The following is a 20,902-nucleotide window of genomic DNA, read 5'->3' on the forward strand; positions in this document are numbered from 1 at the left end:
GCAGCCCCGCCGCGCCGAACCGCGGGGTGCGGGCGAGTCACGTCCCACCGCAGCGGTCGGGACCGCACCGGCCCCGCTTCCCCAGGGGCCGGTGCGTACGCCCGAGAGAACGGAACCCCTGTCATGGAGCAGATCACCGACCAGAACGCCGTTGCGCTGACCACCCGCAACGCCGACCTGAGCAGCATGGTCGAGCTGCTGCGCACCCAGCAGGCAGCCAAGACCGACCACGTCGTCGCCGCGTCCGCCCTGGCTGCCCAGGGCGGGCAGATGCTCGTGCACGGCGCCGGCAGGAGCGAGCTGTCGATGGACGGGGTCACCACCGGTGACCTGACCCTCGCACCGACCCGTACCGCCGACAACGGCATCGCCGACAAGCTCGGCATCCCGGCCGCCTACCTGCGGCGGACCCGCGAGCAGAACATCGACCTCTACGACGACAACGTCAACGGCTGGCTCACCCACCGGCCCGATCGCCGGTTCCTGGTGCGCGGCCTGACCGACGGTGACAGCCGGCACGGGGTGATGCGGGCACTGCTGTCGGACCGCTACCGCCCCATCGAGAACCTCGACGTGCTGATGACCTGCCTGGACGGGATCCGGGAGGCCGACCACCCCGTCGACATCGTCTCGGCGGACCTGTCTGAATCCCGCATGTACGTCAAGATCCGCTCCACCGCGGTCGCGGCGATGGCGCCGGCACTGCTGACCGGCTACACCTCCCCGTTCTCCGGGGACCGCGGCGCCGACAACCCGACGGTGTTCGCCGGGTTCGTCCTGACCAACTCCGAGACCGGGCAGGGCAAGTTCCGCCTCATCCCCCAGCTCACCGTCCAGATCTGCAACAACGGCATGACCCTGACCCGCCACGCCATCGACGAGGTCCACGCCGGCGGGCGCCTCGAGCACGGCCAGATCGACTGGTCGGCCGACACCCAGGCCGCCAGCCTGGCCCTGGCGAAGAAGATGACCCGCGACGCCGTCGGGAAGTTCCTCGACCCGGTCTGGGTCGCCGAGCGCATCGCCGAGATCGAGGCCGACGCCGGGGTCGAGGTCACCCGCCCCCAGCAGACCATCGAGCACGTCAGCAAGAAGCTGCGCTTCTCCACCGCCGCCCAGGACTCGATCCTGACCCACTTCATCCGCGGTGGGGCCCCGACCTCGGGTGGGGTGCTGCACGCGGTCACCGCGGCCGCCCAGAGCATCCCCGACGTCGACGAGGCCTACGAGGTCGAGTCCCGCGGCATCGAGGCCATGCAGCTCTCGGCCACCTTCGCCGCGGCCGCGAGCTGACCGCTCCCCACCTCGGCAACCCGTCCGACCGGCACCCGCTCGTAGTCAGCGGGGTGCCGGTCGGCGGGTCCGGGGCGTGTCTGACCACCATCCCCCTTGCGAACAGGAGCTCCAGCGATGACCACGATTGCCGACATCCGGCGGATCTTCTCCGTGCGCGGTATCGATCCCGACCAGCTCACCCAGACCCCACCCGACAGTCACGGCACACCCGCGTTCGTGCTCACCACACCGGACGGGCCACGGGTGTGGTTCGCCCCGCTCGAGCGGGCCGGCTGGCGGATCGGCTGGCACTACCTCGTCACCGCCCACGGTGCGCTGGTCGAGCACGGCCGTACCGATTCCACCATGGCGGAGAGCGTCCTACCGGTCCTGCACCGCCTCACCAACCGGCGTGCCGCGTGATCCCCGCCGTGCTCGCCCGCCTCGCCCCGCCGGCCGCGCACCGGCCGTTCCCGCTTCGCGCCGACGGCCCTGCCGAGCGGTGGATTCTCGGACTGTTCGTGGCCTGGCGGGACCTCCAGGACGTCGGCGGCGGATCGATCAGCGGGGCCGACCTGGTCGGCCACCTCGATGAGATGTTCACAGCGATCGGGCTGAACGACGACAGCAGCCTGCTCTACCTCGCGGAACAGGCACACAACGGGCAGGTGCGGTCATGATCCGCGCGCAGGTGAGCGACAGCGATGTCACTGGTGACATCGCTTCTGCCGTGGCCGCGGCATTGACCGCGATCGACGAGGACAGCGGGACGGTCAGCACCCAGCAGCGCGGGGTGCTGCTCACCGCGGCCGACGGCGCCGTCCTGCGGATGCGCATCGGCCGACACGGCACGGAGACCGGGCGGCTGATCGTGGCCTGCGAGTCACCGTCGGACGCCCGGGACGTGCCGGGCGCCGAGGCCCTGCGGGCCCGGGCCACGGCCGATCCGGCCCGTCCCGCGGCCCGGATCGCCGCCGATCTGCATCGTCGCATGGTCGAGCCCTACCGCGCCGCCCGGCCTGCGGCGCGGGAATGGCGGCGCGCCGCCGACGCCCGCACCGCCGCCGCCGAGGAATCGATCCTGGCCGAGGTCCGCTCCAACCTGGCCGGGCTTCGGGGCTTGGTGCGGCGCGGCGCGTACGGCGTCGGTGCGGGAGTGCTGCTGCAGTCGGCGCACCCGCACGCCGGACCCATCGATCAGGTTCATGTCGCCGAGCCGTCGCTGGAACACGAGATCCGAGCTGCCCACGCCAACCGTGAGGTCGGCGGGATCGGCGCAGCACCGCTCTACACCGAGGTCCGGATGCGGGTGCACCCGCGGCTGCTGCCCGACCTGTCGAGAGCCCTCGCGGTACTCGGCTGGGCGGCTGACATCAGCTCTGTGCCAGCACACCAGTGCCCGCACTCCCACGAGCCGCTGTGCCGGCACGGCCACGACCACCTCGCCATCGCGGAGCGGTAGGCGGCTGCCGGTACGGGGTCCGCCCCGCAGTAAGGGGGCGGACCCACGCTGGCATCCCGACGGGTGGCTCGGTGATGAACCTGCCGCGGGGTCCCCGCGGGTGAACCCGCCCCCGCAGCTACTCGCATGCGCAGCACCACCGCCCGGCGGGTCCACGCCACCGCGACCACGGCAGAACCCCCACCGAACCACTCGTCGGGCCGCCGGAGACGCGCAGCGCGCCCCCGGCCATCGGGGCGAGGCGTTGAGCCTCGACCGGCTCCGGGAGCGCTCGACCCGGTTCGACGGGCTGGGCGTCCACATCGCGCCGGATCCGCACTGGATCCGGCTGGTCGTCTCCGACGACCACGGCGCGGTGGAGATGCGCTGGCTCGCAGACTCGTGGGCCACGCGCACGAGGACCGACGGGCTCTCGGTCACCCTGCACTCGGTCCACCCGCTGTGCGCGGACCGGGGGGCCGAGGAGCTGGGCGAGGACTGCGAGCTCACCGGCGACGAGGTCACCGTCGGGATCTGTTATCCCGACACGCTCGCCGACGATGCCCTGGCCCGCGACATCCGGCCGATCTTCGACGCCAGCGACCTCGGACCCGTGATCGTGGTCCTGGCCGGCTACCACCGCGACCTGCTCAACCGCTGACCCCCGGTGAGCCCCGGCCCAGCCAGGGCCGGGGCCCGTGTCGCCTCCCATCCCACCTTCTCCAGAGGGGGCATTCGTCATGCCTACCTTCGCCATCACCGAGGACCAGCTCACCGCTGCGCTGCACGCCGTGGTCGCTGACCGCGGCCTGAACTGGACCTACCCCGACATCGACACCGATCCCGAGGCCTACGTCGACCCGCAGGATCACCACCCGCTGTTCGCCGAGAACAGCGTCGAGCACGGGCTGTCCTCGTGCCGCTACGTCAGCGCCGACGGCCACCGCCCGATGTGCCTGATCGGCGCCGCGCTGCACCGCGCCGGGGTTCCCCTGCGCGTGCTCGCCGACCACGAAGGCGCCCTCGCCGACGTCGTCCTCGATCTCGTGATCGAGCCGGTCCTGCCCGGCCTCGTCGCCGACGCCACCCGCGCGGCGCAGAACGTCCAGGACGACGGCGGCACCAGCGGCGACGCCCTCACCGCCTACCACAACGTCCTGATCGCCGGGCGCGTGATGAACCGCGCGAGCGCCTGACCACCTCCGGCCACGAGGACGGGCACTCCCGCTCCCCCTGGCCGCCGATCACCACAGGCTCTGGCTCCGAGCCGGTCCCGAACGAGAGGCACACGCGATGACCACCCTGGCCCACATCAACGGCGAGATCCTCCACATTCCCGGCCTGACCCTCTGGGGTCGGCGCCAGGTCCGCGGACTCCACACCAAGCACTCCCTGATCTGCTCCGGCCCCGCCGGAGCCGTCGAGCTCTGGGCTCACCTCGACGCGCCGGACATGGGCGGGGTCGAGTTCCACGACGTACGCGAGCAGGTCCCCGGCGCGGGCCCGGAGCCGTGCGACCTGCTGCCCGGCGGGACGTGCTTCGTCGAAGGAAGCAGCGGCATCTACACCCGCCAGTTCCTCCCGATGATCACCGCCGGTCAGTCCCGCGACGTCTGCGAGCACCTCACCGACCTCTACGTCATCCACCACGGCGGACTGCCCGCCCGAACACCAGCAGTAGGGAGCCGACCGTGACCGTCACCTTCTTCCCCGCCGAGCCCGCCGACGGTTCGACCACCGCTCCCCAGACGGCCGACTGACCCCCGGTCGGCCACCGGGCGGGGCACCAGCCACCCCTTCAGGCGGTGCCCCGCCCGGTCTCCACCCCACCCGACCGCCGAAAGAGGTGAGTAGCGATGAACTTCCTGGACAACGCCCTGCCGTGTCGTGACGAGGACCCAGAGCTGTTCTTCGTCACCGGGCCCGGGCAGGCTTCCGCGCACCAGCTCGAAGCCGCCAAGGCCGTGTGCCGCCGGTGTCCGGTCGCCGCCGCCTGCGGGGAGTGGGCCCTGTCCACGGGGCAGGACTTCGGGGTGTGGGGCGGGCTGAGCGAGGACGAGCGGCGCGCCGTGCGGCGCGCCCGCACCGCCCGCCGCCCCTGCCGCGCCGGCCCCCGGACTCCACGCAGTGAACGGGCCCGACGACGAGCTGAGACCATCGCCCGGGTCGAGCAGGGCGATCGGATCGACGACGTCGCCGCCCAGGCCGGTGTCAGCCGCCGCACTCTCGACCGGTGGCGGGCCGACGCCCGCACCAGCGCATAGCCGGCGAGCGGGGGGCCTTCGCAGCTCACCCGCGATCACAAGACGGACGAGCGCGGAATCCGACGATAGTCGTCAGAGCACTACCGACGCCGACGCGCTGCGCCGCCTCGTGGCGCCGGGGTGAATCCCCACAGCGCGGGTAGCACGACTGCGGCCGGGACCACCGTGGCGCCCGGTCGGAGCATCCTCCGCCGTCGAGGTGGGGACGTGGCGACTCTGCACCCCACGGTCCGCCTTTCCCACCGATGCCGCGCCAGCCGCACCCGACGCGGGTGACACCACCGACTTCGTCCCTCGGCCCACTGAGTGCGGGCGGGGTGGTGTCACACCGGTCGGGCGAGCGCGCGTCCCCGGCGCGGCGGCCCGCGCGGTGCGGGCGAGTCACGTCCCACCGCGACCGGCGGTGGGCCCCGGAGCCGGCCGGTAGCGGCCGGGGAAGGAAGCGCGCGGCCAGTACCTGGTTGATGCGCCTACCACGAGCACACCTGAGAGGAGGTGATCTTGCATGTCGCAGCACACCGAGACCGAGATGGTCGAGCTGGGTGACGCCGCGGTCCTGACCGAGGGCGGTGGTTCCGGCACGTCGGAGGACAAGCGCTACGTCTACGCCTGATCCAGGCGAGAGGCACGAGGGCCCGGTGAACGCACTGTCGTTCACCGGGCCCTCGTCGTTACCGCACCCCACCCGGGGTGCCCCACAACACCCCAACCTGGGAGGTCAGGAGATGAGTGTTCGATGGTTCGGCGGCCGCGGCCCCACCGGCACCGGCTCCACCGGGGCCGGGTACCCGGCCGGCGGCCGCGCGCTCGCCGATGACATCCGTACCGCATGGCTGTGCGGGGATTGGCCCGCTTCACAGGTCACGATCGTGCAGGGCCCCGCCCGGACCGTGGCGGTCCTGGGCCGAGCCCGCTGCGACGTCGATCTGATGACCCGATGGGTGCGCTCCGGTGTCCCCGACTCCGCGGTCACCGCGTTGTCCGGGGCCTACACCGTCGTCGAGATCACCGCACACGCCACGGTGGTGCTCACCGATCCTGGCTGGGTCCAGCCGATCTACACCACGACCACCGACGACGGTGCTGCGCTGTGGGGGTCGAGTTCGCTGGCGCTGGCCGCCCTGACCGGTTCGGGCGTCGACGACACGTGGCTGCACGAGCACCTACACCCCGGACACGACGGTGATCCCGGGGGCGAGCACGGGGCCGGGGACCGGTCGGCGTTCGCCGGGATCACCACGGTGCCACCCGGCGTACGGCTGACCATCTCCGCGGCGGGAATCACGATCTCCCCGCTCACCGCCACCGGCGCCGTGTCCGAGCGGCAGGCTGACCAGCTTCGGGAGGCGTTGCGGGACGCGGTCGCCGGGGTCGCCGAAGGTCCCGGCTCGACCGGCGCCGCGGTGGCGGCGGACTGCTCCGGTGGGATGGACTCGACGTCGCTGGCGATGCTGCTGGCCCAGCATCGGGACGCTCGCGGCGAGGACGTGCCCGGCACCGTTCTGGCAGTCACGGTGCACCCGGCCGGGATCACCGCGGGTGGCGATCTCGACTACGCCCGCGCCGCAGTCGACTACGCCCGCATCGGGCTGGCCGGGCGGACCCGGTCGCTGACACACCTGCTCTGCCCGCTCGACGACCGTCACCTGCCCTACGGGCAGATGGGTGAGCTGGTCCCGGCGACCGATGAGCCGGCGCCCTCGACGATCGCGATCGCCCGATTCGACGCCGAACTCGGTGTGCTCGCCGCGCTCGGCGTCGGTGACCTGGTGACCGGCGACGGTGGCGACACCCTGCTCGGCCCGCAGCCCGGATACCTGCCCGACCTCGCCGCCACAAGAACAGCGCGCGCCCAGGCCCAGCTGCTGCGGCACGCACTGGGCTGGGCCCGCCTGCGGCGTACCGCGGTCTGGCCGCTGCTCGCGCAGGCCTGCGCGGCCGCCGCTCGGGGTGAGCCGGGGGAGGCGGCGCGGACCCGCACGGCGATGCGGGTCGTGGCCCGCACCGCCCGAGCCGACGCTCAGATCACCGAACAGTTCCACGGCATCAGCCTGCACAACCCGTTCACCGACCCCGGCGTGGTCGACGCCGCGCTCGCGATCCCAGGACCCCGGCGCGCCGGCCCCGGCGACTACAAGCCGCTGCTGCGCCAGGCCATGACCGGGCTGCTGCCCGACACGGTGACCGCGCGCCGGACCAAGGGCGACTTCACTCCCGATCAGTACCGAGGACTACGCACCCACCTCGGGGCCCTCACCGCGCTCGTCGACGGCGAACTGGCCGCCCGCAGTCTCATCGACCCCGCCCGCTACCGGGCGCTGCTCACCCGGGCGGCCGCCGGCGCCCCGGGCATCGGGTTCCACCAGCTCAACCCCGTGCTGGCCACCGAGGTGTGGCTACGCGCCCTCGACCAGTGGCCCTCGGCCGCCCGATGGGCCTCCACAGCCGAGGACCCGCCACCGAGGGTCTCGACCTGTTCCCGATGGGAGGTCTTCTGATGACCACGCGGTTCGTCCGTCCGCCCGAGGTCCGCGCCGCAGATCTCGGCCACACCCTCGTGCTGCTACACGAGCTCACCGGTGCCGTGCGCGCCCTGCTCGGTGCCCAACGCGAAGCGTTCCTCGCCCTCGACGCCACTGGCACCTGGGCGCCCGGCACCGCAGCCGAGGGGCTGGCCGCCAGCCTGTCGGGCGCAGGGTTCCTCCGCCCGGGCCGGTCGGACACGGCGCCCGCACCGGTCGTGGTGCTCCCGGCGACCGGCCCCAGCTGGGGCACCCAGGAAGCGCCCGGCGCACTCCCGGAACGTGGCCCACTGTCGCCGGCGTGGGCGCCCCTCGCGGCGTGCGCGTTGGCGACGGTGCTGCTCGTGCGCACAGCCGGGCGCCGAACGCACGCGTTCTCCCGGCTCCTGCGCCTCGTCCGGATCACCACCTGGGTGGCACGACGCCCGGTACGCGACACCCAGGTGGTGGCGGTCCTAGACTGTGTACGCGTCATCGGAGGCGTGTCTCCGTTCCGGACAGCGTGCTTGGAGGAAACCGTCGCGGCGATGCTCGCCCTGGCCGTCACCGGCCGGCGAGCTGGGTGGTGCCACGGGATCGCCGCGGATCCGATCAGGCTGCACGCCTGGCTCAGCCTCGACGGCTGCCCCGTCGGCGAGCCCACCTCCACGCTGCGCTTCACACCACTGATCCAGCTGCCCGAACCTGCCACCGTGCCCTCGCGCACCTGTGGCCGGGCGGCGAGAGGAGACACCTCATGACGCTGACGACCTCCAACGACCACACCACCACCCCCGACCCCGGGGGCGCCGTGCAGAGCGACTCCACCGCCGCGGCCGCGCCGCTGCTGTGGATGCGGGGCGAGCGCACCGCGCTGGGCCCGTTCACCCGCGAGCTGGCCGAGCTGTACTGGCAGTGGGAGAACGAGCCCGCCGTGATCGCCGGCATGGGCCGCCAGACCCCGGAATCCCTCGAAGCCCGCCTGGCCGGCTACGACGCCCAAGCCCGCAGCATGGGCACCATCCCGCGGTTCACGATCTACGACCTCACCCGGACCGGTGAGCCGGTGCCGGTCGGGACCAGCGCGCTGCGCATCGACCACTACGTGCGCACCGCGGAGTTCATCATTCTGCTCGGCGCGGACGGCCGCGGCCGCAACCTGGCGCCCGAGGCGACCCGGCTGACCCTGGACTACGCCTTCACCATCTCGGCGCTGCGGTCGGTGTGGCTCAAGGTCCTCGAGCCGAACACCGGCGCGATCGCCGCCTACAAGAAGGCCGGGTTCCGCGAGGCCGGGCGGCTGCGCCGCGCCGGCTACTGGCACGGCGCCGAGGCCGACGAGCTGCTCATGGACGTCGTCGCCGACACCCACCTGCCCACCGGCTGAGCGGCCCGGTCCCGCAGGAGCCCGCTACGGGGCTCACCGGCCCCGTAGCGGGACCTGCCCGGCGAGGAGCCGACCGTCGTGCAGGGCGCTGTGTGCCTGCTCGGCACGGTCGTCGCGGTGCAGATCCAGCCGGGTGGCGACGAGTACGACCAACCAGCCGCGAGACAGCGCGGTGGCGTGCCACCGGGCGGGGACAGCGGCCCCGAGGTCCCCGTCGTAGAACTGCTCGCCCGGTGCACCGAGGCGGAGCCGGTCGTAGCCGGTGATCACACCGGTCCACCCCGGCACGACCGGCGCCGCCCGCAGCGCGTCCGGGGCCATGTCGGTCAGCATCGCGAACCCGCGCCCGAGCAGCGCCGAGGTGATCACTGGCACGCGGCCACCCGGGCCCGCGGTCGGGGGCTCGGACCCGCAGGGGCGCAGCTGGTCGGCGCCGTCGCCCGTCGGTACCCCAGCCCGGACACGGTCCGCAGGCTGCTGACCCGGTTCTAGAAGCCCTGGGGCCTGGACCCCGACGACCACCGGCGGCGGCCGCGGCCGCCGCGGCGGCGCCGACCGGACCCATCCGCGAGCTCGGGAGAGGAGGTGACCAGCGATGTGTGCTGATGGCTGCTACATGGTTTACGACCGCCAGGCCGGGCGGTGGAAGTGCTGCAAGTGCGAGCCGTGATCCACGGCGCGCGAAGGGGTGGACGGGCCGGCCGCTACCTGGCCCGTCCACCCCGACCGCACTCTACGGACCACTACCCATGCGGTCCGGGCGCTGCGCAACGCGCGTCGGCACAGGGCCACCACCCGGTTCGGTAGTGCCTGGGTTCGGTGGCGGTTCGGCCGCACCGCGGGCGGGGGTGGGCCGTGGTGACTCTGCAGCCCGGCGGGCGGCTTTCCCGACGATGCCGCGCCGGCCGCACCCGACGCGGGTGACACCACCGGCTTCACGACGTCTGCTCGCCTCGGGCGGGTGGGGTGGTGTCACGCCGGTCGGGCGAGCGCGCGGCCCCGCCGCGCCGCCCGCCGGTCTGCGGGCGAGTCACGTCCCACCGCGACCGCGGTGGGGCTTCCACCGGCCCTGCTTCCCCAGGGGCCGGTGGGAGCGGTTGATTCGTCTGATCGGAGCCCCTCATGGGACAGACCACCACCCGCACCCGCACCCGCGCGGCGACGAAGACCCGCACGCGCAAGCGCACGCGGCCGGCGCCGACCGAGGAGCAGCTGCAGGCACGTCGTGAGGCGATGGCGGCCGCGCACGAGGACATGATGGCCCGCCTCGAGCGCCTGGCGGCCGACCCGGTCGAGTGGCTGGAGTTCATCGAGACCGTCGCCGAGTGGGGCGCGCGCTACTCGCTGGGCAACCAGATCCTGCTCATGACCCAGGCTGCCGAGCGCGGCATCGAGCCGCGGATGTTCATGGCCTACGGCGCCCACGACGGAAGCTCGGGCTGGCGCAAGCACAAGCGCACCGTGATGGCCGGCGAGACCGGGTTCAAGATCTGGGCGCCGGTCAAGCGGCGGCTGCGCGAGGACGAGGTCACCGACTACGAGCAGCGCACCGGCCGCAAGATCGTGCGCGACGCGCAGAACCGGCTGCCGATCATTGTCGCGGGCTGGAAGTTCGAGCGGACGTTCGAGCTGTCCCAGACCGCGCCGCTTCCGCCGTGGGCCGACAACTACGAGGTGCCCACCGTGGCGGTGCGGCGCCAGGTGAAGCTGCACGGCGGCAAGCAGGCGGTCCTGCTCGATGGTGACGACCCGACCGGGGTCTACGACGACGTGGTCGCCATGATCCGCGCCGAGGGCTACGACTACGCCCTCGCCGCCCCCGGCAGCGACTACCTGGGCACGGCCAACGGGGTGACCGTGGCCGGGCCGGACACACGGCTGGTGCGGGTGCGCGACGACGTCAGCCACGCCCAGCGGATCAAGACCGCCATCCACGAGCTCGCCCACATCCGGTGCGGACACCTCGACCAGGTCAGCTTCGTCGCGCCGGTACAGCACCGCGGGCGCGCCGAGACCGAGGCCGAGTCGGTAGCCCACATCGTGTGCGCCGCGTTCGGGCTGGACTCCGAGCCCTACACCGACGCCTACGTCATGGGCTGGGCCGACGGCGACATCGACATCGTGCGGGCCGCCGCGGCCACCGTCCTGCGGGTGGCGCGTGACATCGTCGACGAGCTCGCCCCGATCGCGCCGTTCGACGGCACACGCGACCCGCAGCCCGAGGACCACACCCCGGCGCCGGCGGTGGCGGCGTGAGCGCCGTGGAGTTCGCGGTGACCGTGGTCGACCTCCCGGCCGGCGAGGCGACCCCGCTGAGCGTGGTGTTCGACGAGCTCAAGCTGGTGTGTGTCGACGACGACCCGCCCGCGGCGCGGGCCGGGATCTATCTCGGCGCCACCTACACCAGCACCCAGGGTGGATACGGGGCGGTGGCCGACGAGCACCTGCCGGGGTTGCTGCGCGCGGTCGCGCCGGGCGCGACCTGGCTGGCCTGGGACGACCCATACGAGGGCTGCCTCGGCGCCGCCGCGCTGTATGCCCCGGACCTGGGCGTGTGGACCGGCGAGTGCGACAGCTCCGGCGAGATCTACGTCCCGGCCGCCGCCCTGCCCCGCCCAGAGGTCCTGCAGGTCGACCCGGGCGCCCTCGCCGTCGTCACCGGGCTGGCCTGGCAGGACCGGATCGTCGCGGGTCACCGGGAGCTTGCGGCCGGGTCACCGGCCGCCGGGTTTGTGCCGATCTCTGCGCCGGTCGAGGCCGAGTGGGACCGCCCGAGTGGGCTGATCTACATCGACGATCCGGTCGCAGGGACCCAGATCGTGCACGCCCCACCCGGGCCGGCGCTCGGCGAGATCAGCGACCCGGCCGCCCGCGCCGCGGCGGCCGCGTTGGCCCAGGGCGGATGGCAGCTCATGCCCACCGTGATCTCCGGGCCGCCATGGCAGCGCGCCGGGCACGCCACACACGTCGCGCAGCTCTACCGCCCCGCGCCCCAGCCGGCTCCAGCCGCGACCTGACCTCGCACGTTCTGCGGTGCCTCGAGCCCGGACCACCGGGCTCGGGGCGCCGCTGTCCCCCGCATCGCTTGCAGAGATTGGACCCCTGTCGATGACGACCCTGGCTGACATTCGCCGCATCTTCTCCGTCCGCGGCCTCGACCCGGACCGGATCACCCAGCCCCCCGCGCCGGGGGAGGCCTCGTTCTTGTTCACCACCCGGCTGGGTGGGCAGGTGTGGTTCGCCCCGCACGAGCAGGACCGTCAGCGCATCGGCTGGGCCTACAGCGCGTGGAACCGGCACGGCGAGCTGACCGAGGCCGGGTGCACCGACACCACCGCCCCCGAGGGGCTGCTGCCTGTGCTGGGGCGCCACCAGAAACCCTCCACCGCGCCGGCCAGCCCACGCCAGTACGACACCCTGCGCGCGCTGGCCCCCGCTGGCGGGCACAGCCCGTGGGCGATGAGCACGCAGGTGCCGGCGGATCGGTGGATCCTGGGATTGTTCGTGGCCTGGACCCAGCTGCGCGAAGCCGACGCCGGCAGCGTCTGCGGCGGTGACCTGGTCGAGCATCTCGACGCGGCGTTCGCCGCGATCGGGCTGACCGACGTCGAGCTCGACGACGACGGGCACGCCCCGCTCGACGAGCTCGCCGGCCGCGTCGACCCCGGACCGGCACCCGATGGTGAGGACCCGGCGGTGCCGATGATCGCGGCCTACCTTGCCCAGGCTCTGGACCAGGCCCTCGAACCGGCCCGGGATCGGATACTCGACCACCAGCTCGGCGTGCTCACCGTCGACGACCTGGCCGCCGAGATGGCCGCCGGCCTGCGCCGCAGCCGCTTGCTGGCCCCGGGTGCCGGGGCGGTGAACGCGTGAACCGCCCCGAGTGCAGCGTCGGTGAGATCGGCGCGCGCCTCGCGGCCGCGCTGAGCACCTTCGACGAGCAGACCTGGCGGGTCACCGAGCCCCAGGGGCGGGTCGGGCTGGTCAGCGCGGGCGGTGACCGACTGGAGCTGCACATCCGTAGCTACGGCCCGCAGGCCGGGCGGGTGATCGTGGGCTGCGGCGACCCCGACGACGCCCGCGACGTGCCGATGCCCGAGCTGGGCGCGACGATCACGGTGTCCCCGGCACGCCCGGCCGAGCACATTGCCGCTGATGTGTCCCGGCGACTGCTACGGGCATACCGGGCCGTGCGTCCCGCCGCACGGGCGTGGCGGGCTGCCGCCGACGCCCTCGCCGCGGCCGAGGACGCTGTCCTCGACGAGGCCGAGCAGCACCTCGCTGCGCTGCCCGGCACCGTCGAGCGCTCCGGCTCGCCGCATCTGCCCGCGCTGACCCTGTCCACCGAGCACCCCTACCGGGGCGCGGTCGAGCAGGTCCGGATCAGCGACGTCCGGCTCGGGCACGAGGTCACCGGGGTCACGTCCGGCGGAGTGGTGTATGAGATCGACTCCGCGTGATCTTGGTTCGGGATTCTAGGCGGTTATTGCCTCGGTTGTCATGAGTGCCTCGCTGCCGGTCGGTGCGGCTTCGGTGGTGACGATGCGGATGCGTGAGCGGGCCAGTAGATCGAGGCCCATGTAGCGGCGGTTCTCGGTCCACTCATCACTCTGTTCGGCCAGGACGGCGCCGACGAGGCGGATCAGGGAGTCGCGGCCGGGGAAGATCCCGACCACGTCGGTGCGACGGCGGATCTCCTTGTTCAGTCGCTCTTGAGGGTTGTTCGACCAGATCTGGCGCCAGACCTCGCGCGGATATGCGGTGAACGCCAGCAGCTCATCGCGGGCGTTGTCGAGGTGCTCGGCTGCGTCGGGCCAGCGCGCGGTGAGAGTGTCGACCACGCGTCCGTACTGGGCTGTGACGGCGTCGGCGTCGGGCTGGTCGAAGATCGTGCGCACCTGCGTAGCGACATGCGGCTGCGCCGACTTCGGAACACGGGAGAGCAGGTTACGCAGGTAGTGGGTGCGACACCGCTGCCACGCCGCACCCGGCAACGCCGAGGCGATCGCCGCCACCAAGCCGGGATGGGCGTCGGAGATGACGAGCTGGACCCCGGACAGGCCGCGGGCGACCAGACCGCGCAGGAACGCCAACCAGCCCGCTCCGTCCTCGCTGGAGGCCACATCCAGGCCGAGGATCTCGCGGTGCCCGTCGGCGTTCACCCCGGTCGCGAGCAGCGCGTGCACGTTGACCACCCGGCCGTCTTCGCGGACCTTCACCGTGAGCGCGTCGACCCACACGAACGTGTACGGGCCCTGGTCGAGCGGGCGCTCGCGGAACGCGGCGACCTGCCCGTCGAGGTGGGTGGCCATCTCGCTGACCTGCGAACGCGACAGCGACTTCACCCCGAGTTGTTCGGCCAGCTTCTCCACCCGCCGGGTGGAGACACCGAGTAGGTAGGCCGTGGCCACGACGGTGACCAGGGCCTGCTCGGCGCGGCGGCGGTGGGTCAGCAGCCAGTCCGGGAAATAGGAGCCCTGGCGCAGCTTCGGCACCGCCAACTCGATCGTGCCCGCTCGGGTGTCCCACTCCCGGGCCCGGTAGCCGTTGCGCTGGTTCGTCCGCTCGCTGCTGCGCTCGCCATAGCCGGCCCCGCACTGCTGATCGGCCTGCGACGACATCAACGCGTTCGCCGTCGTCGCGATCATCGTCTGCAACAGATCCGGCGACACACCCGCCGAGGCGAACTCCTCGACAAGCTGGGCAGGGTCCACACTGTGTGGTGCGGCCATCGTGGTGGTCCTTCCTGGAGTTCCTTGGTCGGTACTCGAGAAAGATCACGCGGTGGCCGTCTCACGTCACGACGCCACGCCGCTCACCAGCGACGAACCCGTACACCACCTCCGCGGACGTAACCGTCACCGGCCCACCTGAACAGGCAGTGCGGCTCGGCGGTGTGCGCTGGCCGCTGTATGCCCGGGTGCAGCTCGCGGTGCATCCTCGGCTGCTGCCCGCCCTGACCAGGGCTCTGGCCGAGGTCGCGGCCACCACCGAGGTGGATGCGGTGCCGACACACCAGTGCCCACACACCCACCAGCCGGTCTGCCCGCACGGTCACGACCACGCGACGGCCAGACAGGTGCAGTGAGGGTCGGCTCCGCGGCTGTGTCCGCCCCGGCCAGGGGCGGACACACGCTGGCAGCGCCGGGACCGGACATCGGCGATGAACCTGCCGCGCGATCCCCCCGGGTGAACCCGCCCCACGACACACAGCAGGTGGGCAGGGCACGGCCGGGCGGGTCCACACCGGGGTGACCACGGCAGAACCCCCGCCGGCCCGGCCCCGGCGCTGCCCGAGCCACGTGGTGCGCCCCCGGGCTTCGCGGGGCGCACCGCCCCGGGGCACGCGTGCCCCGGGGCGGGCCGCTTTCCCCTGTGGGAGGTCTGATGACCGTAGAACCGACCCCTGCCACCGAGACGGCTGTGCTGGACGCGGCGGCGTTCGGCCGTCTTGCGCTGGTCGACCCGAACACCCTGGAGCTGGAGGTCAACACCCGCCTCGACGCGAACCTCGACCCGCACTTCTGCGCCTCGATCCGCGACCGCGGAGTGCGCGAACCGATCACCGTGCGCCGCCGCGCAAGCGACGGCACCCTGATCGTGCGCACCGGTCAGCGCCGCACGCTGGCCGCGGTCCGGGTCGGTCTGTCCCAGGTGCCGGTCATCATCTCCCCCGAACCGGCCTCCGAGGACGGCGACGACGTCGACACCGACAGCGAGGACTACCGGGACGGGCAGGCCGAACGAATCGTCGAACAACTGGTCGAGAATCAGCATCGGCGTGGAATCGCCGACGCCGAGGAAGTCGCAGCGCACCAGCAGCTGCTCGGCCTGGGGTTCAAGCCGACCGACATCGCGAAAGTGGTGCGCACCAAGGCCGACCGGGTCCGCCAGACCACCCAGGCCGCGCAGAGCGCGCGGGCGGTCGCGATCGGGTCGCGCTACGAGCTGGACCTGGTGCAGATGTCGATGATCGCCGAGTTCGAGGACGACGACGAGGCGGTCAAGCAGCTCACCGTCGTCGCGGTGCGGGAGCCGGAGCGGTTCCGCCACGTCGCGCAGCGGCTGCGTGACGCGCGCGCCGAGCAGCAGGTGTATGCGGCTGCGGTCGCCGAACTGACCGAGGCCGGGGTGCCGGTCATCGACCGCGACGACGACCGCTACACCGCCGCGACCGAGCTGTTCCGGCTACGGCCCAGCTCCGAGGATCCCGACGACACCGTCCTGGAGGAGGAGGCCCACCGGGACTGCCCCGGCCACGCCGCGGAAGTGGTGACCGTCCGCCACTACGGCCAGGACCCCCAGTCCCGGGTGCGCTGGCTGTGTCTGGACCCGACCGCGCACGGGCACGCCCCGCTGCGCGAGAGCATGCGCATCCGCACGGGAGCCGCCGGTGGCAGTGCGGGTGAGAGCGACGAGGAGCGCGCCGCTCGCGAAGCCCGAGACAAGGAAGCGGCGCGCATCGAGCGGCGGCGGGTGATCGCCAACAACAAGGCGTGGACGTCGGCGGAGACCGTGCGCCGCGAGTGGCTGGCCGAGCTGCTGGCCAAGAAGTCCGCGCCGAAGGGCGCGGCGATCTATGTCGCCGCCGAGCTCGGCCAGGGTGCTCACGCCCTGCGCAAGGCGATGGAATCGGGCAACCCGCTGGCGTGTGAGCTGCTCGGGCTCGCCGCCCCGGACGGGGGCGGCTACTACAGCGGTCGGGTCAACCCGCTCGCCGAGGCCGCCCGCACCACCAGCACCGCCCGGGCCACGATGCTGTCGCTGGCGTTCGTGCTGGGCGCCTACGAGGCCGGCACTCACCAGGGCAACTGGCGCAACGCCGACCCCGCCACGCAGCGCTACCTGTCCCAGCTCCGCGACTGGGGCTACACGCTCTGCGAGGTCGAACAGCTCGCCCTCGACCCGAACGCCGACCACACCGCCACCCGCGCCCCGGGCGACAACGTCGACGGCGGCGACGCGGACGAGGAGGAGGACGCAGCCGCGGGGCCCGCCCCCGACTGCGAGCCGGACACCGCCGCCGCCGAGCTCGACAGCGCCGAGCCCGGCGGTCTCCCGGACGACGAGTCCGACTGACCCAGCACCCACCACACGCCCGGGCGGGCCGGCACAGCCGTCCCGCCCGGGCGTGTCTGCGCACCACCCTTCACGAAGGAGATCGAGATGCCCCAGACCGAGCACGTCCACGACCAGCTCAACCGCGATGCCCAGTTCCTGCCGCAGACCACTGACGACCAGCGCCCCGCGCTGCGCGTCGGTGGAGTTCTGGTCAGCGCGTACTGGCAGCCCGGCCCGCTGCTGCGGATCAGCGTCGACACCACTGACCTGGCCGCCGAGTTCCCGGACAACCCGCCGATGCAGGTCGCGCTCAACGACGGCGTCGTCTACCAGCTGCCCGCACCCGCCGGCGGTGTCGAGCAGGCGGTGCGTGGGCTCGGCGACCAGGAGCTGTTTCAGCAGCTTGCGTTGGCCGAGTACGCCGAGCTCTACGGCGGTGCCGGGTTCGACTACCCGATCGCCGACCTGGTCGCCGAGATCGACGTGCGCATGCCCGGCGGTCTCGAACGCCTCGCCGCCCGCTTCGACAAGCACGACGCGAGCGATGTCGTGCGCGCCTGGTTCACCGCCCCGGACACGCTGCTGGCCATCGCCCGCGCCGGGTGAACACGCCCTCTCGGGGTGTCGGGGCTCGGTGGGTGACGCCCGAAGGTCAGCACACCGGGTGCGGGGTCCGCGGCGATGAACCGGCACCGACACCGAGCGGGTGGGACACGCCTCGCCGGGGGGCTCGGACCGCCGCAGGCGGTTCCCACCCGCTCGGGCCAGCATCGAACCCCCGCCGCCCCTTTCGGGCCGCACCCCGGCGTGCTGAGGCAGGGCCGCGTCACCAACCAGCCCGACACGCCTTCAGGGAGGCACCCCATGAACCAGATCACCCCGACCGCGAACCCCGGCACGCAGGACACCCGGCGGGGCCTGCGGGTCAGCATCCTGCGCGCGGCGGACCTGCCCGACTGCTCGAACGGCGGGATCTCCGGTCGGGTCACCCGCGTGACCCTGGTCGGGGACCTCGTCGACTACTACGCAGCGGCCGTGCTCGCGCCCGACGAGCAGGCGCCGGCGGTGCGGCTGATCGAGCGGGCCGGCACGTACGGCATCGCCGTGCCCGACCTGGCCCGCCCCGACCGGGTCGGGCCGATGGCCTCCGGGGCGTTCATCTACAGCAGCGACTCCCGGTTCCGCGCGCTGTCGGCGCACCTGGGCTGCGGCGGGTCGGCGATCCCCCTGCACGACCGGTTCGAAACCACCGCCCAGTACGCCGCCCTGTCCAGCGACTACTGACCCTCTCGTCTGGGAGTGAGTGCCCGCCATGTCTGTCACCTTCTGCCCTGCCCCGCCCGCCGGCGGCCCGATTGAGCTGGGCGCGAGCCTCGAGTGCCCGGCGTATCCGCCGACCGACCGGCGCTACTTCGCCGACTACGACGCCGCCGTCGCCGGGCTGGCCGACCATCGCCGGTACTGCACCGACCCCGACTGCGGCGAGCACGCCGACCGCCCGTTCGTGGTCGTGCACTACAGCACCGACACCGACCCCAGCCTGAACATCAGCAACCGCAACGCGATGCTGCTGCTGCGCGCGCTCGGGCTCGTCGCCGAGCTCGGCGCCGCCGACGTCCACGAGCCCCCACCCGGCGCCGCGGCCGCACCGCCCCCGGACGCGGACACGCCCCTGGTCGGGGAGCTCACGGCCGAGCAGATGCTCGGCCGCGCCGAGCTGGCCCTGGCCCTGGCCCCCGCCGATGCCGGCGTACCGGTCCGAGACCTCAACACGGCCGGCACGGTCGTGGACTTCGGCCGGCGCGCCGGCTACCTGCAGGACCGGCTCCACGTTCTGCGCGAAGTCGCCCTGTTCGCCCGCGACCAGGCCCGCGACGTCATCTGGCACTGACCACCACCACTGCACTCCCCGACCGGGGGCGCCCACCGCACGCGGTGGGGCGCCCCCGTCGTCGTCTGTGAAGGGACACCAGCCATGGAAGAGATCGAGATCGTCGAGGTACCCGGCGGCCGGGTACGGGTCCTGCCCGACGACGCGCCGCAGTCACCGCGCGACTGGGGCACCGTCGGGCACCTGATACTCGACGTGGCCCGTCACGCGTTGCCGTGGGAAGACCACACCGGCCAGCTACAGCAGCTGCGCGAACGCGGCGGGTGGCGCCTGCCCGCCCGCTACCTGACGGTGTTCCACGACGCCGTCGTGGTGCCGGTCTGGGGCTACGCCCACGGCGACCTCGCCCTGCGCGCCGGGGCACGGGTCGGGTCATTCGCCGACCCGTGGGACTCCGGGCAAGCCGGGCTGGCCTACCTGCTCCGCAGCGAACTGCGCACCGCGTGCGGGGACAGCTACCCCGGTGACGAGCAGGCCCGCGCCTACCTGCGCGGCGAAGTCGAGAGCTACGACCAGTGGGCGAGCGGGCAGGTCGTCGGCTACATCGCCGAAGAGTGGACACCGTGCCCCGCAGGGACCGCGTGCGAGCACGGCGGATGCGGCGGTGGGGACTGGGTCGAGGTCGAGGCCTGCTGGGGCATCTACGGCATCGACGACGCGATCACCCAGGGCCGCACCGTGCTGGCCGGTGTACGGCACCCGCGGTAGCGGGCGGCGAGGGCTCGGACGTCGGTCCTGGGGCGTCTGCGGCTCGCCACCGGGGTGCCTCCCGGAGACGTGTCGGGTCTCGGTGTGGAGACGCCCGAAGGTCAGCACACCGCGGTGGGGGTCGCGGCGATGAACCGGCGCCGACACCGAGCGGGTGAGACGAGCTCGCGCTGCTCGTCGGCCTGGCGGCCGATCCCACCCGCTCGGGCCCGCGTCGAACCCCCGCCGCCCCTGACGGGCCCCACCACGGCGCGCTGAGGCAGGGCCGCGTCACCAACCAGCCCGACACGCATCCAGGAGGCACCCATGAACGACCAGACCTACATCGGCAACATCGGCAAGAAGCCCACCTTCGAGTTCAACGAGCACACCGGGCGGGCGCGGCTGCAGTTCTCCCTGGCGATCAACAAGCGCTACCAGGACCGCGACACTGGCGAGTGGCGCGACGGCCGGACCCTCTGGCTGAACGTGGTCGCGTTCGGTCCGGTCGCCGAGAACGCCAGCAACCTGGGCTCCGGTGACCCCGTGGTCGTGATCGGCCAGCTGGCCGACAACTCGTTCACCGTGACCGACGACGACGGCCAGTCACGCGAGATCGCCCGCACCGAGGTGCAGGCCAAGATCGTCACGGCCGACACCCGCAAGGCGGCGATCACCGTCACGCGCCAGCCCCGGCGTGAGCACACCGGGTCGACCACCGCCCCCGAGCCGGTCGCCTGACCCCCGGGCGGCTACCGGGCGGGGCGCCCCACCGACAGCGGCGGCGCCCCGCCCGGTCTCCACTCCCGGCCCTGTCCCGGGGCCGGTCCTGTCCGAGCCCGCATGCGAGGTGAGTAGTGATGAATTTCCTGGACCACGACCTGCCCTGCCGCCGGGAGAACGCGGAGCTGTTTTTCCCTGTCGGTACCGGCCGCCCTGCGGCCCGCCAGGTGGAGCGGGCCAAGGCCGTGTGCCGGCGCTGCCCGGTGACCGCGGCCTGCCTCGATTGGGCGGTTCGGTCCGGCGAGGTCGGGGTGTGGGGCGCAACGACCGACGACGAGCGCCGCCGGTCGCGGCCCCGCACCCCGTGCCGGGCTGCTGCGGAGCGTAGCCCGCGGCAGGCGCGGCGGGCCGCCGCGGTGGCGTGTGTCCGCCAGGGCACTGCGCGCGTCGTTGTGGCCGAGCAGTACGGCGTCAGTCCGCGCACGCTGCAGCGCTGGCCCGCCGACGCCAGCGCCTGATCGTCGGTGGCGACACCGGACGTGGCGCTGCGCCCCGAGCCCCCGGCTGGGGCTCGTGCGCGCCCGACGACATCTGAGCCGAAACGCCGCCGCCGGCGGCGTCCGCCGGGGTTGATCTCCCCGGCGCTGACGAGGCAGATCCACTTCACTC

The 20,902-nt window shown here is 73.1% G+C and carries 25 protein-coding genes, 1 other RNA gene and 1 pseudogene; 25 read left to right on the plus strand and 2 right to left on the minus strand.

Translation table 11 applies throughout. The annotated features are described in order from the left end of the window. Positions 1 to 123 precede the first annotated feature (123 nt). The 13 genes and pseudogenes from DMP15_RS28315 (at position 124) to DMP15_RS28375 (ending at position 8,868) form a co-directional block, all read left to right on the plus strand. Positions 124 to 1,293 carry a DUF932 domain-containing protein gene (locus DMP15_RS28315; protein ID WP_281010722.1) on the plus strand — a complete coding sequence of 390 codons (1,170 nt, stop codon included), beginning with the start codon at positions 124 to 126 and terminating at the stop codon, positions 1,291 to 1,293. A gap of 117 nt (positions 1,294 to 1,410) precedes the next feature. Continuing rightward, positions 1,411 to 1,698, plus strand: coding sequence for a hypothetical protein (locus DMP15_RS28320; protein ID WP_281010723.1), 288 nt, complete (start codon positions 1,411 to 1,413; stop codon positions 1,696 to 1,698). Then, on the plus strand, positions 1,695 to 1,955 hold the full coding sequence (locus DMP15_RS28325; protein WP_224404192.1) for a hypothetical protein: 261 nt from the start codon (positions 1,695 to 1,697) through the stop codon (positions 1,953 to 1,955). The genes DMP15_RS28320 and DMP15_RS28325 overlap by 4 nt, the downstream gene beginning before the upstream one ends. 50 nt (positions 1,956 to 2,005) lie before the next feature. Beyond that, positions 2,006 to 2,737, plus strand: coding sequence for a hypothetical protein (locus DMP15_RS28330; protein ID WP_337826770.1), 732 nt, complete (start codon positions 2,006 to 2,008; stop codon positions 2,735 to 2,737). Positions 2,738 to 2,981: 244 nt separating this feature from the next. Then, on the plus strand, positions 2,982 to 3,377 hold the full coding sequence (locus DMP15_RS28335; RefSeq protein WP_337826771.1) for a hypothetical protein: 396 nt from the start codon (positions 2,982 to 2,984) through the stop codon (positions 3,375 to 3,377). 79 nt (positions 3,378 to 3,456) lie between these two features. Further along, the gene (locus tag DMP15_RS28340) at positions 3,457 to 3,912 is read left to right on the plus strand and encodes a hypothetical protein (protein ID WP_281010726.1); all 456 of its coding nucleotides are present in this window, start codon (positions 3,457 to 3,459) and stop codon (positions 3,910 to 3,912) included. Positions 3,913 to 4,009: 97 nt separating this feature from the next. Next, complete coding sequence (locus DMP15_RS28345) at positions 4,010 to 4,411, plus strand: hypothetical protein (protein ID WP_281010727.1); 402 nt, start codon at positions 4,010 to 4,012, stop codon at positions 4,409 to 4,411. A 161-nt stretch (positions 4,412 to 4,572) separates the two neighbouring features. Beyond that, a pseudogene (locus DMP15_RS28350) lies at positions 4,573 to 4,800 on the plus strand (WhiB family transcriptional regulator); the annotation flags it as partial. Then, positions 4,786 to 4,980, plus strand: coding sequence for a helix-turn-helix domain-containing protein (locus DMP15_RS28355; RefSeq protein WP_337826857.1), 195 nt, complete (start codon positions 4,786 to 4,788; stop codon positions 4,978 to 4,980). The pseudogene DMP15_RS28350 and the gene DMP15_RS28355, both read left to right, overlap by 15 nt. 505 nt (positions 4,981 to 5,485) lie before the next feature. Next, the gene (locus tag DMP15_RS28360; RefSeq protein ID WP_224404130.1) at positions 5,486 to 5,593 is read left to right on the plus strand and encodes an albusnodin family lasso peptide; all 108 of its coding nucleotides are present in this window, start codon (positions 5,486 to 5,488) and stop codon (positions 5,591 to 5,593) included. Between the two features lie 112 nt (positions 5,594 to 5,705). After that, complete coding sequence (locus DMP15_RS28365; RefSeq protein ID WP_337826772.1) at positions 5,706 to 7,478, plus strand: albusnodin/ikarugamycin family macrolactam cyclase; 1,773 nt, start codon at positions 5,706 to 5,708, stop codon at positions 7,476 to 7,478. Then, positions 7,478 to 8,242, plus strand: a complete 765-nt coding sequence (locus tag DMP15_RS28370; protein ID WP_281010729.1) for a lasso peptide biosynthesis B2 protein — start codon at positions 7,478 to 7,480, stop codon at positions 8,240 to 8,242. The genes DMP15_RS28365 and DMP15_RS28370 overlap by 1 nt, the downstream gene beginning before the upstream one ends. Further along, a complete protein-coding gene (locus DMP15_RS28375) occupies positions 8,239 to 8,868 on the plus strand; it encodes a GNAT family N-acetyltransferase (RefSeq protein ID WP_281010730.1) in 630 nt (209 codons plus the stop codon). Before DMP15_RS28370 ends, DMP15_RS28375 begins: the two co-directional genes overlap by 4 nt. Before the next feature lie 33 nt (positions 8,869 to 8,901). Here DMP15_RS28375 and DMP15_RS28380 read toward each other — a convergent pair whose 3' ends face one another. Continuing rightward, positions 8,902 to 9,243 (minus strand): hypothetical protein, encoded by a 342-nt coding sequence (locus tag DMP15_RS28380; protein ID WP_281010731.1) that lies wholly within the window; start codon positions 9,241 to 9,243, stop codon positions 8,902 to 8,904. A 747-nt stretch (positions 9,244 to 9,990) separates the two neighbouring features. On the opposite strand from DMP15_RS28380, the gene DMP15_RS28385 reads away from it, so the two are divergent. From DMP15_RS28385 to DMP15_RS28400, 4 genes are all read left to right on the plus strand, one after another. Then, entirely contained in the window at positions 9,991 to 11,124 is a 1,134-nt protein-coding gene (locus DMP15_RS28385; RefSeq protein ID WP_281010732.1) for a hypothetical protein, read from the plus strand. After that, positions 11,121 to 11,885 (plus strand): hypothetical protein, encoded by a 765-nt coding sequence (locus DMP15_RS28390; RefSeq protein ID WP_281010733.1) that lies wholly within the window; start codon positions 11,121 to 11,123, stop codon positions 11,883 to 11,885. Before DMP15_RS28385 ends, DMP15_RS28390 begins: the two co-directional genes overlap by 4 nt. Before the next feature lie 91 nt (positions 11,886 to 11,976). Next, positions 11,977 to 12,744: a hypothetical protein gene (locus DMP15_RS28395; protein ID WP_281010734.1), complete on the plus strand. Its 768-nt coding sequence runs from the start codon at positions 11,977 to 11,979 to the stop codon at positions 12,742 to 12,744. Then, entirely contained in the window at positions 12,741 to 13,331 is a 591-nt protein-coding gene (locus tag DMP15_RS28400) for a hypothetical protein (RefSeq protein WP_337826773.1), read from the plus strand. Before DMP15_RS28395 ends, DMP15_RS28400 begins: the two co-directional genes overlap by 4 nt. 15 nt (positions 13,332 to 13,346) lie before the next feature. Here DMP15_RS28400 and DMP15_RS28405 read toward each other — a convergent pair whose 3' ends face one another. Beyond that, positions 13,347 to 14,603 carry an IS256 family transposase gene (locus DMP15_RS28405; protein ID WP_337826758.1) on the minus strand — a complete coding sequence of 419 codons (1,257 nt, stop codon included), beginning with the start codon at positions 14,601 to 14,603 and terminating at the stop codon, positions 13,347 to 13,349. Between the two features lie 655 nt (positions 14,604 to 15,258). Between DMP15_RS28405 and DMP15_RS28410 the strand changes: the two genes are divergently transcribed. The 8 genes from DMP15_RS28410 to DMP15_RS28450 all read left to right on the plus strand — a co-directional run bounded on the left by DMP15_RS28410 (position 15,259) and on the right by DMP15_RS28450 (position 20,895). After that, positions 15,259 to 16,950, plus strand: a complete 1,692-nt coding sequence (locus DMP15_RS28410; RefSeq protein WP_337826774.1) for a ParB/RepB/Spo0J family partition protein — start codon at positions 15,259 to 15,261, stop codon at positions 16,948 to 16,950. Between the two features lie 87 nt (positions 16,951 to 17,037). Further along, positions 17,038 to 17,538: a hypothetical protein gene (locus DMP15_RS28415; protein WP_281010738.1), complete on the plus strand. Its 501-nt coding sequence runs from the start codon at positions 17,038 to 17,040 to the stop codon at positions 17,536 to 17,538. Positions 17,539 to 17,796: 258 nt separating this feature from the next. Then, positions 17,797 to 18,216: a hypothetical protein gene (locus DMP15_RS28420; RefSeq protein ID WP_281010739.1), complete on the plus strand. Its 420-nt coding sequence runs from the start codon at positions 17,797 to 17,799 to the stop codon at positions 18,214 to 18,216. Between the two features lie 28 nt (positions 18,217 to 18,244). Further along, a complete protein-coding gene (locus DMP15_RS28425) occupies positions 18,245 to 18,823 on the plus strand; it encodes a hypothetical protein (RefSeq protein ID WP_281010740.1) in 579 nt (192 codons plus the stop codon). Positions 18,824 to 18,907: 84 nt separating this feature from the next. Further along, positions 18,908 to 19,531 carry a hypothetical protein gene (locus DMP15_RS28430; RefSeq protein ID WP_337826775.1) on the plus strand — a complete coding sequence of 208 codons (624 nt, stop codon included), beginning with the start codon at positions 18,908 to 18,910 and terminating at the stop codon, positions 19,529 to 19,531. A gap of 306 nt (positions 19,532 to 19,837) precedes the next feature. Continuing rightward, entirely contained in the window at positions 19,838 to 20,251 is a 414-nt protein-coding gene (locus DMP15_RS28435) for a single-stranded DNA-binding protein (protein ID WP_281010742.1), read from the plus strand. A gap of 119 nt (positions 20,252 to 20,370) precedes the next feature. After that, positions 20,371 to 20,751, plus strand: coding sequence for a WhiB family transcriptional regulator (locus DMP15_RS30455; protein WP_405421963.1), 381 nt, complete (start codon positions 20,371 to 20,373; stop codon positions 20,749 to 20,751). Between the two features lie 76 nt (positions 20,752 to 20,827). Beyond that, positions 20,828 to 20,895, plus strand: an RNA gene (locus tag DMP15_RS28450) — hammerhead ribozyme type II. Positions 20,896 to 20,902 lie beyond the last annotated feature (7 nt).

It is taken from the genome of Pseudonocardia sp. UM4_GMWB1, from assembly GCF_017312155.1.
Lineage (GTDB): Bacteria > Actinomycetota > Actinomycetes > Mycobacteriales > Pseudonocardiaceae > Pseudonocardia > Pseudonocardia alni.

Bases quoted from the DNA above. Each gene is read 5' to 3' on its own strand.
- DMP15_RS28315 (WP_281010722.1), top strand. From the start codon at position 124: ATGGAGCAGATCACCGACCAGAACGCCGTTGCGCTGACCACCCGCAAC.
- DMP15_RS28320 (WP_281010723.1), top strand. From the start codon at position 1,411: ATGACCACGATTGCCGACATCCGGCGGATCTTCTCCGTGCGCGGTATC.
- DMP15_RS28340 (WP_281010726.1), top strand. From the start codon at position 3,457: ATGCCTACCTTCGCCATCACCGAGGACCAGCTCACCGCTGCGCTGCAC.
- DMP15_RS28345 (WP_281010727.1), top strand. From the start codon at position 4,010: ATGACCACCCTGGCCCACATCAACGGCGAGATCCTCCACATTCCCGGC.
- DMP15_RS28360 (WP_224404130.1), top strand. From the start codon at position 5,486: ATGTCGCAGCACACCGAGACCGAGATGGTCGAGCTGGGTGACGCCGCG.
- DMP15_RS28365 (WP_337826772.1), top strand. From the start codon at position 5,706: ATGAGTGTTCGATGGTTCGGCGGCCGCGGCCCCACCGGCACCGGCTCC.
- DMP15_RS28370 (WP_281010729.1), top strand. From the start codon at position 7,478: ATGACCACGCGGTTCGTCCGTCCGCCCGAGGTCCGCGCCGCAGATCTC.
- DMP15_RS28375 (WP_281010730.1), top strand. From the start codon at position 8,239: ATGACGCTGACGACCTCCAACGACCACACCACCACCCCCGACCCCGGG.
- DMP15_RS28385 (WP_281010732.1), top strand. From the start codon at position 9,991: ATGGGACAGACCACCACCCGCACCCGCACCCGCGCGGCGACGAAGACC.
- DMP15_RS28395 (WP_281010734.1), top strand. From the start codon at position 11,977: ATGACGACCCTGGCTGACATTCGCCGCATCTTCTCCGTCCGCGGCCTC.
- DMP15_RS28405 (WP_337826758.1), bottom strand. From the start codon at position 14,603: ATGGCCGCACCACACAGTGTGGACCCTGCCCAGCTTGTCGAGGAGTTC.
- DMP15_RS28410 (WP_337826774.1), top strand. From the start codon at position 15,259: ATGACCGTAGAACCGACCCCTGCCACCGAGACGGCTGTGCTGGACGCG.
- DMP15_RS28415 (WP_281010738.1), top strand. From the start codon at position 17,038: ATGCCCCAGACCGAGCACGTCCACGACCAGCTCAACCGCGATGCCCAG.
- DMP15_RS28420 (WP_281010739.1), top strand. From the start codon at position 17,797: ATGAACCAGATCACCCCGACCGCGAACCCCGGCACGCAGGACACCCGG.
- DMP15_RS28425 (WP_281010740.1), top strand. From the start codon at position 18,245: ATGTCTGTCACCTTCTGCCCTGCCCCGCCCGCCGGCGGCCCGATTGAG.
- DMP15_RS28430 (WP_337826775.1), top strand. From the start codon at position 18,908: ATGGAAGAGATCGAGATCGTCGAGGTACCCGGCGGCCGGGTACGGGTC.
- DMP15_RS28435 (WP_281010742.1), top strand. From the start codon at position 19,838: ATGAACGACCAGACCTACATCGGCAACATCGGCAAGAAGCCCACCTTC.
- DMP15_RS30455 (WP_405421963.1), top strand. From the start codon at position 20,371: ATGAATTTCCTGGACCACGACCTGCCCTGCCGCCGGGAGAACGCGGAG.